Here is a 13886-nt window from a genome sequence, read left to right as displayed (position 1 = left end):
ACATGGCAGGGAATTTCATTCGAGTAACCGATGCCGGGCGCGCTGCGCTGGTGGCGCAAGGCAACACGGGGACGAACGAGCATCGCGTGACTGAAATCGGTCTGTGCTCGGCCGCATTCGTGTTCGACCCGGCCATGACGGTGATGCCGAACGAGCGCAAGCGCGTGAACACGTTCGGCGGGAAAAACGTTGCGAAAGACACGATCCACGTCACGATCCAAGACACGACGAGCGATCAATACTCGTTGTACGGGTATGGGCTCTATCTGGAAAACGGCGTGCTCGCGGCGGTGTACGTGCAAAGTACCCCGATCATGGAGAAGTCACCGGCCGCGTATCTGATGCTGTCATCCGACATGCAGTTTGTGTCGATCGACGCGGCGAAACTCGTTTTCGGCGACGCGTCGTTCTTGAATCCGCCTGCATCGGAAACGGTGCAGGGCGTCATCGAACTGGCGACACAGGAGGAGGTCAACGACGGCAAAGACTCGTTGCGCGCGCTCACGCCTAAGACCGCTGCCGCATGGTATGCGCCGCTGATTCGCCCGAAGTTCATCGGGCCGGTGAGCGTGACGTCGGCGCCGACCGATCAGGACGCGCAGCTTGCAATCGCGGCATCGTCTGGGGCGCTGAACCGCGACGCGAAGCTGCGTTTTCACGGCACGTTTGCGGCGGGCACGACGGACACCAATGCCCGGCTCGTCGCGACGATCCGTAGCGGATACGACGCCGGGACGTGGGGCCGGGAATACCTGGACTTCTGGATTAACCGCACGCCGAACGATTCCAGCAGCGACGCGAATCAGGTTCGCGCCATGCGGATCACTCACGGCGGCCGAGTCGTCGTAGGCAATCGCGAAGATGATGGAAAGACCGCGTTTCAGGTCGGCGGCGACGGCGCGTTCACTGGCGGCATTTCGTCGTCGGGGCTCGACGCGGGCGGCGCCAATCTCCGACTGCGGAACGGTCGCGATGTGCTGCTGCGCAATGACGGCTCGAATTTCTATGTGCTGCTGACCAATAACAGCGATTCGGGCGCATCGTGGAACGCGTATCGGCCGTTCACGATCAATATGGCTACGGGTGTCTTGTCGCTGGATGACACAGGCGCCGGGACGTACGTCGGCGGCCAGTTGAACGTCAAAGGCATGTTGAACATCCGCAATGGCGAAAACGAAGGGCGCATGCTTGTCGGCGCGAGCGGCGGCTACTTCTTCGGCAATACGGCGCAGGCCGGGTTCTACCTTCCGTCCACGGGTGCGATGTTCGCATTCGATTTCACGAAGAAGAATCTGGTCGTCGGCAGTGGGAGCGAGGTGTGGCACGCGGGGAATCTGCCGAACCCGGCGCAATCCACCGGGATCACCATGTCCGGGCAGATTCTGGCCGCCGAAGGCACTGTGACGCGACCCGGCTATTCGTTCGTGAACGACGGCGCACCGGACACGGGCTTTTTCCACATCGCGGATGGCGTGTTTGCGGTCACGAACAACGGGCGAGAAACCATGCGGTTTCTTGCCGTCGATGGCAACTATCAAAATAATCGCGTCCTGATCGGTCAGCCAGCCGACGACGGCAGCATGTTGCAGGTAGCGGGCAACGCGACCACGCGCGGTTTGCATCGGTTCGGCGAGGGCAAGACTACTGCTTGGGCCAACTGTGGTAGCGATTGGGCCTACTTCCGCTCGAACGGCCACGTCTCGATCGGCAGTGAAGGCGCTGCCGGTGTCCTGCAACTGATTGCGGGCAAGACCGAAGCGGCCCGCTTCTTTCCGGGCGGTCGGATGACGCTGGGCGGGCTCGATGACGACGGATCGAATCGGCTGCAAGTTGGCGGTAATAGCCGCACCTATGGCACGTCATTTTCTGGCGGCGCAGGCTCGGTTACAGCATGGGTATCGGCTGACGCGAATTACGGATACTTCCGCACGGCAGGTAACGCTACTGTCGGGTCGGAGAACGCGAACGGTTATTGCGATCTGATTGCGGGCAATGCCGCACGCCTTCGCGTGATGCCGTCCGGTCGTGTCCTGATTGGCACCGCCAACGACAACGGCGGCGATCTCCTGCAAGTCGCGGGCACGGTAAGGGGCACGAACAGCGTCGGCGCTCTGGTTGCATCGAACGGTTCCGGGGCGGGCCAAACGTCGATCATCCTGCGCCGTGAAGGTGGTGCGACTGACCAGAAGCAATGGGAGCTATTGCACGACGGTGGCGGCGGCTTTGGCATCCGCACGGTAAACGATGCGTACTCTGCTTCGCAGAACGTTCTGACCGTTTCGCGCGGTGCGGGCTATGCCGCCGGGAACATGTACCTGATGCCGAGTGGCGGCCGCGTGCTGGTGGGCGGGGCGACTGACGACGGCTCGATTCTCAACGCGGAAGGGCTCGTGCGCGGACGCGGATACGCTGTCGATGGTGGTGCGTCGTGGGCGACGATCTATTTCAAAAACGGCGCCAAGACGCGATTCGCGATCGGCAAAACCGACACCGACGATTTCGCAATGACGGCATGGGCCGACGACGGCACCACGCAATCTAGGGTGCTGGACATTGCCCGGGGCACGCAGGTTGTTTCGTTCTCGAAGCGCCCGACATGGGCGGGCGGAGCCGTACCGTATGACACCGGCAATTTCGACCCGAATTCGAAGGTGAACAAGGCCGGTGACACTATGACCGGCGATCTGCGCGTCAAGCAACCGAACAACACGGACGCGCGCGGCTTCGTGGTCGCTCGTGCCGACGGCACGGCGCAGGCGTGGTTTCACGGCACGATGAACAGCAGCTATAGCGGCAGCTATTCGGCATGGGCAACCATGAAGGCTGACGGCAACTGGCAGTCGAACGTCATCGTTGTCTACAACGACGACAACCGTGTTCACTTCAACTCCAACATCCATGTCACTGCGCTTTCGCGTTTCTATAACCGGCCCACTCTGAATCGTGACGGTTGGCAGGCAGACATCGGCCTGCGCAACAACAAGCCGGGTCAAGACGCGTGGACTTACCTGCGCGCACGTGACGGCGGCGGCATGGAAATCATCAACAGTGCATACAACGCAGTCACGTGGTCTGTTGACGATTGGGGAACCATGTACATGCGTGGTCAAGAAACGCTCAGGACAGACGGGAATCTGCGCCTTGGATGGCGCGGTCGCTGGCTCGGTGAAGAAATCGACGATATCTGGGGGAACATCAATGCGCGAGCCGGTGCCGGTGCGCGCGTGCAATGGGACTCCGGTGTGAACAACTTCGGCACCGTCGATCGCCTCAATGGCGCACTGCCGGCGCCGTGGGTCGTTTGTGGATTGAGCGGCCCGGGCAACGGGACTGCAAATGCGATTGTGGTCTACGGCGTAGTGCTGAGGAACCAATGACGAAAAATTTCATGCTGCACGTCGAGCAAGCGGCTTTCATCCTGTCGAAGAAATTCCCGCAGCTTGTTCGCTGCAAGGATTATTGGGTCGCGCACCCTGTCGATGAAAAGTCATACGAGCAAACGAAATCGGCGTGGGTGCCGATCTGGTACCCGCGAGACATTCCGCAGCCGACCCCGGACGATCTGTTGAATTGGTGGCCGGAGTTCGAATCGGAATTCGAACTGATCGACGCCGCCGCGCGTACGCGGAGCGAGCGCGATGCGCTCCTTGCGCAGGTCGATCCGTTGGTCGAACAGGCTGCGGATGCTGGCGACACCGAACGCGAAGCGGCACTTCGAAAGTACCGCGCTGCATTGCGTGACGTGCCGCAGCAGGCCGGGTTCCCTCTGAATGTTGTATGGCCGGTTTCGCCTGTCTGAGCCGGAACGTTGTCGAACCATTTTCTGAACCTTTATCGGAGATTCCAGCAATGACCCTCAAGAAAACAATCACCGTCGAACTGTCGGGCGCACCGGCGAGCATTCACCGTATCGACTCGGTGACGATCAATTACGCGGCCAACAGTACGTCGGTGCAGATGTCGAGTTTCTACGACGACGCGGCTCGCCGTGCGAACCGCACGCCACTTGCAAACTCGATGCTGAGTGTCGAGGGCGTCCCGAAGGCCGGGAAAGACCCGAAGGCGTACGTAGAAGCGGCGTTGGTCGCGCCGGTGCCGGAAGGCGAAGACGGCGACGCCACGTTGAAGCAGTACGCGCCGAACCGCTACGCGTTTTCGGGCGCCGAAATCATCGCCGACTGACCGCAACCGATGACGCGCGATCCAGATCCGGGCCGCGTCGATCCAATATCAAGGGAGTAGAACAATCATGGCGCAGGACTATCACCACGGCGTAACCGTCGTCGAAGATAACACCGGCGTTCGTCCGATCACCACGATCTCGACGGCCGTTATCGGTGTCGTCTGTACCGGCGACGATGCGGACCCGATTACGTTCCCGCTGAACAAGCCGGTGCTGCTCACGAACGTGCAGGCCGCGCTTGGTAAGGCGGGCCGAAAGGGCACGCTGTACACGACGCTCGACGCGATCCAGAAACAGTCTCGGCCGTACACCGTCGTGGTGCGCGTCCCGCAAGGCAAGGATTCGGCGGAAACCACGTCGAACATTGTCGGCACCGTGAACGCAGACGGCACGAAAACCGGGCTCAAGGCGCTCGAATCGGCTCCATCCGTGGTGCAGGTGAAGCCGCGGATTCTGGCTGTCCCGGGGCTCGATACGCAGCCGGTTGCGAACGCGCTGGCATCCACCGGGCAACTGCTGCGTGCGATGGCGTACGTCGCCGCTCGCAACGAGACGGGGGAACTGGTCGCCACGCAGGAGGAGGCGGTGGCCTACCGGAAAAAGTTCGGTCAACGCGAAGTGATGGTGATCTGGCCGGATTTCGTTGCATGGGACGACGCCGCGTCGAAAGAGGTTGAAGTGCCCGCCGTTGCGTATGCAGTCGGCCTGCGCGCAAAGATCGATCAACAAATCGGCTGGAACAAAACGCTCTCGAACGTCGCCGTGAACGGCGTCGAAGGGATTAGCAAGCTGGTTTCGTGGGATTTGCAGAATCCCGCGACCGATGCGGGTTTCCTCAACGAGAATCAGGTCACGACGTTGATCAACCGTAACGGCTTCCGATTCTGGGGCTCGCGCACGGCGTCCGACGATCCGCTGTTTGCGTTCGAAAGCTCCACCCGCACGGCGCAGGTGCTGGCCGATACGGTGGCCGAAGCGCAGATGGTCGTGATCGATGGAGTGATGGTTCCGGCGCTGCCGCGCGACGTGGTCGAGACCATCAACGCAAAGATGCGTGAGCTGGTGACCAAGGGCCGCTTGATTGGCGGCTCGGCGTGGTTCGACGCCGAACAGAACGGCGTCGTGGCGCTGAAAGACGGTAAGGCGGCGATCAATTACGACTACACGCCGACGCCGCCGTTGGAAAACCTCACGCTAATCCAGAAGATTACCGATCAGTATCTGGCCGATTTCGCGTCGCAGGTCAACGCGTAACGCACCCGCCTGGACACGTCGTCCGGGCCAGACATAGGGAAGGGAGGATAGAAAAATGGGTATGCCGTCCAAACTGAAGCACTTCAACGTGTTTCTCAACGGCGTGTCGTACATCGGGCAGACGGCGGAACTGACGTTGCCGAAGCTCACGCGCAAGATGGAGGAATGGCGCGGCGGCGGCATGGTGGCGCCGGTGAAATACGATTTCGGGCCGGAGGCGATGGAACTGGAGTGGTCACTCGGCGGGATCGACAAGAACATGCTGAACCAGTGGGGTACCCCGTCCGTCGATGGCGTGATGCTGCGCTTCGCTGGTGCCTACAAGAACGACAGCGACAACGAGTGGACCGCAGTCGAAATCGTCGCACGCGGCCGTTACTCCGAAGTGGATTTCGGCAACGCGAAAGCGGGCGACGACACCACGACCAAGGCAACGATGGCGCTGGCTTACTACAAGCTGTCCATCAACGGCGAAACCGTGATCGAAATCGACGCACAGAACTTCATCGAACTGGTGGGCGGCAAGGATGCGCTCACGCAGGTTCGCAAGATCATCGGCGTCTAAGCGCAACGTGCGGCGTGACCGCACTCCAACACTCACCACACTGAGAAACGAAAATGAAAGAACTGAACACTGAAAACACCCATACGCTCGATCAACCGATTCGTCAGGGCGACAACGAAATCAAGGCGATCACGCTGCGCAAGCCGGGGTCCGGCGAACTGCGCGGCGTGTCGCTGTCCGATCTCGTGAACCTCGACGTGTCTGCGCTGCACAAGGTGCTTCCACGTATCACCACGCCGACGCTGACCGAAGCCGACGTCTCCAAGCTCGACCCGGCTGACCTACTGCAACTGGCCGGGATCGTGAGCGGTTTTTTTATGACGAAAGCCATGCGAGCAAGCATGGGCTCCCCGACGTAGTAGAAAACGCTATGGCAGACGTGGCGGCGGTGTTCGGGTGGACGCCCGCCGTCATGGACCAGATGACTGTCTCTGAACTGATGGAATGGCGCGAGCGGGCGCGGGTGCGAAACGAACGAAATGAATAACGAACTGAAACTGCGCGTCGTGTTCGATATGGTCGATCGACTGACGCGCCCGCTTCGCCAAACGCTCGCTGGTAGCAAGAGCCTGTCGCGTGCGCTCGCCGACACGAAGAAGCAGCTTTCCGAACTGCAGAAGCAACAGAAGACCGTCGACGCAGTCAAGGCCGTCCGTACCGAAATGGGGCAGACCGCCACGAAGCTGAAAGCGGCGCAGGAGAAATTCGCCGGACTGCAAGCGCAGATCAAGGCGACAGAAAATCCCACAGTACGCATGCAGAACGCGATGCGGCGGGCGTCTGCGTCCGTTGTCACGCTCACGCAGCAGCAGGAGAAGCAGCGTACCCGGCTTGGCGAACTGAACGCGCGCATGCAGCAGGCCGGACGGGGTACGCAAACGCTGACGGCATACGAGAAATCGTTGCAGTCCAGCATGGAGAAAACGAACGCGACCATCGCGGAACAGGGGCGCCGGTTGCAGGCCGTGCACGGTCGGCGTGCTGCGCTCGCGCCTGCTCGCGATCGTTATCAAGCCGCGCGTGGGGCGGCGGCCGAAATGGCTGTCGGCGGGTACGCGACGCGCGCCGTCGGTGGCCGTGTGCTTGGCGGCGTTCGTTCGGTGCTCGATGAGTCGAAGCACTCGAAGCTCGAAGAGGTGAGAATTCAGGCGCTCGGCACGGGCGACCACGATACGAAAAAGGCGATCGAGTTCGCGCGCAAGAACAAGTCGTATGGTGTCAGCACAACGGAAAGTCTCATGCTGATGCGTGACGCCATGACGATCTTGAACGACGAGCACCACGCCGAAGAAGTGCATCCGACGCTTCAGAAAATGAAGTTCGCGAACGATGCACTGTTCGGCGCTGAACAGGGGGCGGAGAACGAACAGAAGTTCATCAACATGTTGAAGGCGATCGAACAGCGCGGGGGCATGAACGACCCCGCAACGTTCAAGCGCGAAGCGAACATGGTGCAGAAGGTCATCACTGCGACCGGCGGGCGCGTCGGTGGTGATCAGTGGCAGGAGTTCATCAAGACGGGCGGCACGGCCGCCAAGCTGATGCGTTCCGATGCGTTCTATTACCAGATGGAGCCGCTTATTCAGGAAATGGGCGGAGACTCTGTCGGTAGTGCGGTCATGTCAGGCTATCAGAACCTGATCGAAGGTCGCACGACCGTGCGCGCGACGCGCAAACTCATGTCGCTCGGCTTGCTCGATAAAAAGAAGGTCGAATGGAACAAGAAAACCGGGCTCGTGAAGGCGTTCGCCGATGGTGCGCTGCTGAACACCGATCAGTTCAAGTCGTCGCCGTTCGAGTGGTTGGAACAGACCCTGCTCCCGCAGTTTGAGAAGAAGGGCATCACGAAGGAGCGCGACGTTCTCAGTGCGATCAGTTCGATTTTTACGAACCGTCGCGCCTCGAATCTGTTTGCCACGATGTTCCTGCAACGCAAGGCAATTCATAAGAGCGTTGCACTGAACGAACACGCTTACGATATCGATCAGGGGTTCAACGTCGGCCAGACGTTGCCGCAAGGCAAGGAAATCGACGCGTTGTCGAAGAAGGCGATTCTAGAGGAACAGCTTGGGTCGAAAATCTTGCCGCTGTACAACCGCGGACTCGAACTGACGGCCAGCCTTATTGAGCGCGTGAGCGGGTGGACCGAGCGGAACGCAGGTACGGCGCGCGCACTGGCGATCGGTTTCGCTGCACTCGGCGCGGTGCTCGTAGTCGGTGGCTCGCTGACGATCGGGCTCGCGGCGTTGATTGGCCCCCTAGCGATCGTGAGATACGGCATGTCAATGCTCGGGGTCCAGGGGGGAATTGCGAGTGGGGCACTCAGCCGCGTAGGCGGCGCACTTGCTCGGGTAGGTGGGGCATTCCGCGCATTCGGAGGCATGATTTTCGCGGTCGGCCGCCTGCTGCTGATGAATCCGATCGGCCTTGCGATTACGGCCATCGTCGGCGTGATCGCCGGGGCGGCGTACCTCATCTATCGATACTGGAAACCAATCTCGGCCTTCTTCGCGAAGGTGTGGGACGGCATCAAACGGACGGTGCAGACCGTCGGCGGGTGGGTCGTTGACTACTTGATGAATTGGACCGTGGTCGGCTTCGTTGTCGATCACTGGAGCGATCTGAAGGCGATCACGCTGGCGATCTGGGAACTGATCAAATCCGGGGTGCTGCGTGCCGCGCAGGCTGTCGCAGACTTCTTCTTGAATTGGACGATCGTCGGCGCGATCGTGCGCCATTGGGACGACATCAAGGCGGCGACCGGCGCAGCATGGGAGTGGGTCAAGGAAAAGGCGCTCGGGGCTGGCGGTGCGATTCTCGATTACTTCATGAACTGGACGGTGCTCGGTCTGGTGATTAAGCACTGGGACAGCATCATGTCCTATATGTCGGGGATCGCGGCGCGCTTTATCGAAATCGGCGGCAACATCGTAGACGGGCTCGTGAACGGCATCACGGGCGGCATGAACGCGATTCGCACGGCGCTGCACAACGTCGGTGAGGCCGCAATTGGCTGGTTCAAGGAAAAGCTTGGCATACATAGCCCGAGCCGCGTTTTCGCATCGCTCGGCGGGTTCATCGGGCAGGGCGCGGCACAAGGGATCGAGGGTGAGCGCGCGAGCGTGGCCGGTGCCGCTGCCCGGCTCGCCGGGGCCGCGTCGATCACGTTCGGTGCGCTGACGGCGAACGCTGCGCCGTCGCCGTTGGAAATGCGACCGCTGATCGACACCCGGCCGCCGCTGTCGGCCGCGAGCGCGGCGCCGTCGGCGCCCGTCGATAGTGGAACGCGGAATTACTACATCACGATCAACGTAGCGAATGGTGACAACGTGAAGGAATTCGAGGCGGCCGTGCGCCGCGTGATTGATCAGGTCGAACGCGAGGATCGTCGTCGCGTCAGCTCGCGTCTGTCCGACTGAGGCCGCCATGCTGCTTTCTCTCGGACAGTTCGTTTTCGGCACACTCACGGCGCCGTTTAGCGAAATGCAGCGTCGCCGCACGTGGAAGTTCGCGAGCAATTCGCGCGTCGGCGCGCGCGATGCGCGTCAGTTCGCGGGGCCGGGCGACGACACGTTTACGATGCAAGGCATGATCGCAACGGGGGTGCTCGGCTCGCCTATCTCGATGGACCTGATTTCCGAGATGGCGAACACGGGCGATGCGTACGTGCTGGTGGATGGGCGCGGCATCGTCTACGGTGCATACGTGATAGACGAGCTACACGAAACGCACTCGTATTTCACGGTCCTCGGTGTGCCGCAGAAAATCGAATTCACGCTGACGATCACGCGCGTGGACGATCGCGCACTCGCGGCGTCGGTTGACGGCGGCGCCGCGACGAGCGAGCCGACGACTGGATCGCTCGACAAGGCACCGGCCGGGGCGACGCCGCCCTACGTCAAGCCGAAGAAGCCGAAAGCGAAGAAGGGGTAGGGCGATGGCGGATTTTGTGCAAACGGCCAAGCTGCCGACGCGACGACTCGTCCCATACGCTGACTACCGCATTACCCTCGACGGGCGCGACCTGTCACGCACGATTGCGCCATATCTGGTCTATCTCACGTTGAGCGAGTCACGCGCCGACGAAGCGGATTCGCTCAATCTCGTGTTGGACGACTCGCGCGGCGATCTGGAATTGCCGAAGCGCGGCGCCGAACTGAAGCTGTCGATCGGGTGGGAGGGCGAAACGCTCGTCGACAAAGGCACGTTCACGATCGATGAATTCGAATTCCACGGCGCACCCGATCAGATCACAGTCAGCGCGCGTTCGGCGTCAATGACGGATGCCATGCACGAGCGGCGCGACAAAAGCTGGCACGGCCAGACGATCGGCGATATCGTCAAGACGATCGCCGTTCGGCACAAGTTGACACCCGCGCTCGGCGACGCGCTCGCCAAGGTCAGGATCGCGCATATCGACCAGACGAGCGAAAGCGACATGTCATTTTTGACCCGGCTCGCGAAGCGGTACGACGCGGTGATGACGGTCAAGGATGGGCGGCTGCTGTTTATGCCGATCGGGGCGGGCACGAGCGCGAGCGGTAAGCCCCTGCCCACGCTCGAAATCCGGAAGGCAAAAGGGGATTCGTACCGCTATCACGTGTCGCAACGCGAAAGCTATACGTCGGTGCGTGCGCGTTGGCACACGTCGAAGAAGGGCAAGCAAGAGTCCGTGATCGTCGGCGGCGAAAACAACCGCAGCACGAAGCTACTGCCGGAAATCTACGGTTCGCGCGCTGATGCGGAAGCGGCAGCGAAGGCAGAATATGCGCGTACGCAGCGCGGGCAGGCTACGTTCAATATGACGCTGGCGCTCGGTCGTGCCGACGTTTACCCGGAAATGACCGTCAACGCGAAGGGCTTCAAACCTGATATCGATGCGACACCGTGGCTCGTGAAGCGCGTCGTGTCCCGGATCGACGGTAATGGCGGATTCACGTCATCGCTCGAAATGGAGATGCGCGACGATCCGACGACAGATCGGCACCGAACGCACTTCCGGAAGGGAGGAAAATAGAAAGGCCCGCACGTGCGGGCTTTTTTGTTGGGCTGGATCGGGTCAGATATGCAGAAGCCGAACGCCGATGAACCACAGTACCCATTGCGTGATCACTGCGCCGACAAGGTACGCGACGACGATACGCGATGGTCGGCGACGGGCGAACACGAAAAAACCGAGCGCAGCGAACAGGATCGGCGGGCCGAACAAGTACACGAACAGATCCATTGTGGCGTGTGTCGTTGCGGCGCATGCGTCGACGCCGCCGCCGCACGTCCCGGCCGGTGGCGTACACCAATTTTTGATGACCGTGCATAGGCGAGAATCGACCGCAGACCACGCGATCACGCTCACGAGCCCCGCAATCGCGAATCCGATCGTTCCCAATAGACGCCGCATTATTTGATTTCCCAGAAAAGAATTTGCTTCGAATTCCGAAGGTCAGACCACCCGAACGACGTTCCGGGTGCGAACGCCTGAAACCCGAGCACCCGGCTAAACGTTGCGACAGCATCAGGTGCGCTGCTCACTGTCAGGCGCGAGCCATTCCACAAATCGATGTGCCCGCCGCTCGCGTTCCCGGCGGCTTCGCCTTCGCGTGTCCAGTAGCGCGAGAACTGGATTATGCCGGTGCGCCCCTTCACCTTGGATTCCCAATCGGCGCCGGTGATGTTTTCGGCTTTCGGCAGTCCCGCGAAGGGCTGATGTTGCAACCATTCGCCGAGTTCATCCGCACGCGTTGCTGTCGGCTTTCCATCGAGCATGATTCGGCCGATGGTCGGTGATCCGGACATGGGCTTGACCGTTTTCTGTGAAAACGACTTCATGCCGACGCCGACCCGATGCAAGGTCACGCTCATGCGAATGGCGCACTGGTTCGAGTAGTCCGGATTGTCGTACGGGTTGCCGGAGGGGTAGGCGTCCCAAAGCTCTTTGAATGTGATCGCCTTCACGGGGATTTCTTTTTGCGAGCCCGTCTGTGTATTCGTGTCGATCTTGGTCGGTTTCGTGTGCGGCATCGATCATTCCCCGTGGTGCTTGGCGAGCGCGTCGTCGCCCCAATGAACGGTGTAGGAGCCCGGATCGTCCCCGGTGTAGACGCGTGGCAATGTCCCGCTCGCGTCCAGGCGGCCGAAATGCACGCGGCCGTCGGCCGTTTCGATGTAGTACGGCAAGCCTTCCACCTGATGCTCGGTCGCCTTCACTTGCTCATCGAAAGCGCCTTTCTTGACCGCTGCGACGCCGCCCGTGGCGGTCAGGCTCGATATCACCTTGCCGTGCCCTTCGATCATGTCGTCGCACCATGATTCACCGCCGAGCGCGGCAATAATTTTCGGTGGCCTCGGGCATCCGCACAGCACAATGTCCTGATCGAGCGCAGACTCTCCCGACATACTCATGCGATATGGGCCGCCTGATTTCGCGATGACGCCGGTTGCTTTGCAGACGACGCAGAAGGCCGGGCCGCCGATCAACGCGACCTGATGCCCGTTGATTGTGATGGGTGGGCCGCCGTGTGGCAGGACGGTGCCGCCGGTCGACAACGTATCGCCGACGACTGCGATTTTTCGCAACATGCTTTGTGCCTCTCGAAATATGCGGCTCGGCGCGGTGCGCGTCGGCCTCTCTCAGTTTTTGTTCGGATGATTCGACGGGATTCTACCAATCCGGATCGTCAGGGGGGCGCAACAGCCACGTGTAGACGCGCCCGGAGCGGTCGGCGTCGTCCTGCGCCGCGAACCACATGGAATGCAGGGCAACGGCGCAAGGGAACACAACGACCGTTCCATCGTTGTCGTTCCAGCCGAATTCGGTGTTCCAAAAGCACGAGAAATAACCGCCAAACGGCATGGCGACACCGCGCGGATCGAAGTACAGGCGTGTGCGAACCATCGCGCGAAAATCTGCGTCGTGCCTCGGTATCCCGGCGTCAAAGGTCATGATCGCGGCGCGCTCATTGAAGAATTCCCAGACGTTCGAGTCGTCGTCGCACTTCATGATGCTCAAAAAAACACTGTATGAACATACAGTATTCGGTGCGTGTCGGCCAATGTCAACGTTATGGCCCGTTGGTCGCCGTTTATGGGGGAACGTAGGCTGGCGGCCCGACGCCGGACCATAGGGGGCCGGATCGCCACGCGCGAGGCAGATCCAGCGCGAGCGTGCGCCACTTGGCGAGCACGGCCGCGAACGTGCCTTCGCTCTTGGCTCGGCGGATTTTGTCGACCACGTTCCACCCGCGAATGTAGTGCGTGAGGCTGCGTTGGCTCGACAGGTAGTGCGGCGCGTGAACACCGACCCATGCCAGCATTTCATCGGGCGGCACGTCCGGGGCGGCCGGGTCCGGCTCGATGTTCGCGCGGACCAGCGATGGCGCGTCGACGCGCGCGCCGGGCGCCGTTGCGGCGTGTGCGTCGCGGTTAGATTCGAGCGCCAACAGGCGCAAGACTTCGATACGGTGCCACGGGATCGGCGAGCGACCGGCGACGTAGTTCCGGACGGTACGGGTGCAGCAGCGGAGGGTTTGCGCGATTCGTGCGATGGACAGGCCGTCGGTGAGCGCGAGAAAATCGTCTAGCGCGCCGTGACGGCAGGCGGCGGCATTCATAGGCGTTGCGGGAAGCGAAACTGTGTAAGCGATTGTAAGTATGTTTACAAACAGTTTCCTTCAACCTGACAGAAGTACCGGTTTTGCTAGCAGTCCGACTTTACATAACGTGAATTATCGGTGGTTTGTGTTGTAGTAGCTAGATGGAAATGTCCGCTTTTGGCTACATGGAAATGTCCGCTTTCGTGCCGCGTAAGCTGTCCGGCCGCCGGGTGTCCGGCGCCGGAGGCTGCGATGGCTGCAACGGAGTGGATCACGATGACGATGCGCGAGCTGG

At 61.0% G+C, this 13886-nt stretch carries 15 protein-coding genes; 10 read left to right on the top strand and 5 right to left on the bottom strand.

The genetic code is table 11. The annotated features are described in order from the left end of the window. The first annotated feature begins 2 nt into the window (after nucleotides 1-2). From DPV74_RS12640 to DPV74_RS12595, 10 genes are all read left to right on the top strand, one after another. Nucleotides 3-3377, top strand: coding sequence for a phage tail protein (locus DPV74_RS12640; protein WP_119337305.1), 3375 nt, complete (start codon nucleotides 3-5; stop codon nucleotides 3375-3377). An 11-nt stretch (nucleotides 3378-3388) separates the two neighbouring features. Next, nucleotides 3389-3799 carry a tail fiber assembly protein gene (locus DPV74_RS12635; RefSeq protein WP_240439967.1) on the top strand — a complete coding sequence of 137 codons (411 nt, stop codon included), beginning with the start codon at nucleotides 3389-3391 and terminating at the stop codon, nucleotides 3797-3799. Continuing rightward, nucleotides 3778-4182, top strand: coding sequence for a hypothetical protein (locus DPV74_RS12630; RefSeq protein ID WP_240439966.1), 405 nt, complete (start codon nucleotides 3778-3780; stop codon nucleotides 4180-4182). Before DPV74_RS12635 ends, DPV74_RS12630 begins: the two co-directional genes overlap by 22 nt. Before the next feature lie 67 nt (nucleotides 4183-4249). Beyond that, nucleotides 4250-5437 (top strand): phage tail sheath protein, encoded by a 1188-nt coding sequence (locus DPV74_RS12625; RefSeq protein WP_119337302.1) that lies wholly within the window; start codon nucleotides 4250-4252, stop codon nucleotides 5435-5437. A 55-nt stretch (nucleotides 5438-5492) separates the two neighbouring features. Then, complete coding sequence (locus DPV74_RS12620) at nucleotides 5493-6002, top strand: phage major tail tube protein (protein ID WP_119337301.1); 510 nt, start codon at nucleotides 5493-5495, stop codon at nucleotides 6000-6002. A gap of 53 nt (nucleotides 6003-6055) precedes the next feature. After that, entirely contained in the window at nucleotides 6056-6361 is a 306-nt protein-coding gene (locus DPV74_RS12615; protein ID WP_015875774.1) for a phage tail assembly protein, read from the top strand. A gap of 11 nt (nucleotides 6362-6372) precedes the next feature. Continuing rightward, nucleotides 6373-6489 (top strand): GpE family phage tail protein, encoded by a 117-nt coding sequence (locus DPV74_RS12610; RefSeq protein WP_119337300.1) that lies wholly within the window; start codon nucleotides 6373-6375, stop codon nucleotides 6487-6489. After that, nucleotides 6482-9421 (top strand): phage tail tape measure protein, encoded by a 2940-nt coding sequence (locus tag DPV74_RS12605; protein WP_119337299.1) that lies wholly within the window; start codon nucleotides 6482-6484, stop codon nucleotides 9419-9421. The genes DPV74_RS12610 and DPV74_RS12605 overlap by 8 nt, the downstream gene beginning before the upstream one ends. Before the next feature lie 7 nt (nucleotides 9422-9428). Beyond that, entirely contained in the window at nucleotides 9429-9935 is a 507-nt protein-coding gene (locus DPV74_RS12600) for a phage tail protein (protein ID WP_119337298.1), read from the top strand. Between the two features lie 4 nt (nucleotides 9936-9939). After that, nucleotides 9940-11019 carry a phage late control D family protein gene (locus DPV74_RS12595; RefSeq protein ID WP_119337297.1) on the top strand — a complete coding sequence of 360 codons (1080 nt, stop codon included), beginning with the start codon at nucleotides 9940-9942 and terminating at the stop codon, nucleotides 11017-11019. Nucleotides 11020-11061: 42 nt separating this feature from the next. Here DPV74_RS12595 and DPV74_RS12590 read toward each other — a convergent pair whose 3' ends face one another. The 5 genes from DPV74_RS12590 to DPV74_RS12570 form a co-directional block, all read right to left on the bottom strand. Beyond that, complete coding sequence (locus DPV74_RS12590; protein ID WP_119337296.1) at nucleotides 11062-11400, bottom strand: hypothetical protein; 339 nt, start codon at nucleotides 11398-11400, stop codon at nucleotides 11062-11064. Beyond that, nucleotides 11400-12020 carry a type VI secretion system amidase effector protein Tae4 gene (locus DPV74_RS12585; protein WP_119337295.1) on the bottom strand — a complete coding sequence of 207 codons (621 nt, stop codon included), beginning with the start codon at nucleotides 12018-12020 and terminating at the stop codon, nucleotides 11400-11402. The genes DPV74_RS12590 and DPV74_RS12585 overlap by 1 nt, the downstream gene beginning before the upstream one ends. Nucleotides 12021-12023: 3 nt before the next feature. Beyond that, nucleotides 12024-12578: a PAAR domain-containing protein gene (locus DPV74_RS12580; RefSeq protein ID WP_119337294.1), complete on the bottom strand. Its 555-nt coding sequence runs from the start codon at nucleotides 12576-12578 to the stop codon at nucleotides 12024-12026. Between the two features lie 82 nt (nucleotides 12579-12660). After that, nucleotides 12661-12999 carry a hypothetical protein gene (locus DPV74_RS12575; RefSeq protein WP_119337293.1) on the bottom strand — a complete coding sequence of 113 codons (339 nt, stop codon included), beginning with the start codon at nucleotides 12997-12999 and terminating at the stop codon, nucleotides 12661-12663. An 82-nt stretch (nucleotides 13000-13081) separates the two neighbouring features. Beyond that, the gene (locus DPV74_RS12570; protein ID WP_119337292.1) at nucleotides 13082-13609 is read right to left on the bottom strand and encodes an IS21 family transposase; all 528 of its coding nucleotides are present in this window, start codon (nucleotides 13607-13609) and stop codon (nucleotides 13082-13084) included. Nucleotides 13610-13886: the final 277 nt, after the last annotated feature.

Source organism: Burkholderia sp. HAN2018, assembly GCF_024704855.1.
In the GTDB taxonomy this organism is placed as follows: Bacteria; Pseudomonadota; Gammaproteobacteria; order Burkholderiales; family Burkholderiaceae; genus Burkholderia; species Burkholderia cepacia.
This window is presented reverse-complemented; position numbering and strand designations above follow the sequence as displayed.

Coding starts and splice junctions, on each gene's coding strand:
- DPV74_RS12640 (WP_119337305.1), top strand. CDS start 3: ATGGCAGGGAATTTCATTCGAGTAACCGATGCCGGGCGCGCTGCGCTG.
- DPV74_RS12635 (WP_240439967.1), top strand. CDS start 3,389: ATGCTGCACGTCGAGCAAGCGGCTTTCATCCTGTCGAAGAAATTCCCG.
- DPV74_RS12630 (WP_240439966.1), top strand. CDS start 3,778: ATGGCCGGTTTCGCCTGTCTGAGCCGGAACGTTGTCGAACCATTTTCT.
- DPV74_RS12625 (WP_119337302.1), top strand. CDS start 4,250: ATGGCGCAGGACTATCACCACGGCGTAACCGTCGTCGAAGATAACACC.
- DPV74_RS12620 (WP_119337301.1), top strand. CDS start 5,493: ATGGGTATGCCGTCCAAACTGAAGCACTTCAACGTGTTTCTCAACGGC.
- DPV74_RS12615 (WP_015875774.1), top strand. CDS start 6,056: ATGAAAGAACTGAACACTGAAAACACCCATACGCTCGATCAACCGATT.
- DPV74_RS12610 (WP_119337300.1), top strand. CDS start 6,373: ATGGCAGACGTGGCGGCGGTGTTCGGGTGGACGCCCGCCGTCATGGAC.
- DPV74_RS12605 (WP_119337299.1), top strand. CDS start 6,482: ATGAATAACGAACTGAAACTGCGCGTCGTGTTCGATATGGTCGATCGA.
- DPV74_RS12600 (WP_119337298.1), top strand. CDS start 9,429: ATGCTGCTTTCTCTCGGACAGTTCGTTTTCGGCACACTCACGGCGCCG.
- DPV74_RS12595 (WP_119337297.1), top strand. CDS start 9,940: ATGGCGGATTTTGTGCAAACGGCCAAGCTGCCGACGCGACGACTCGTC.
- DPV74_RS12590 (WP_119337296.1), bottom strand. CDS start 11,400: ATGCGGCGTCTATTGGGAACGATCGGATTCGCGATTGCGGGGCTCGTG.
- DPV74_RS12585 (WP_119337295.1), bottom strand. CDS start 12,020: ATGCCGCACACGAAACCGACCAAGATCGACACGAATACACAGACGGGC.
- DPV74_RS12580 (WP_119337294.1), bottom strand. CDS start 12,578: ATGTTGCGAAAAATCGCAGTCGTCGGCGATACGTTGTCGACCGGCGGC.
- DPV74_RS12575 (WP_119337293.1), bottom strand. CDS start 12,999: ATGAAGTGCGACGACGACTCGAACGTCTGGGAATTCTTCAATGAGCGC.
- DPV74_RS12570 (WP_119337292.1), bottom strand. CDS start 13,609: ATGAATGCCGCCGCCTGCCGTCACGGCGCGCTAGACGATTTTCTCGCG.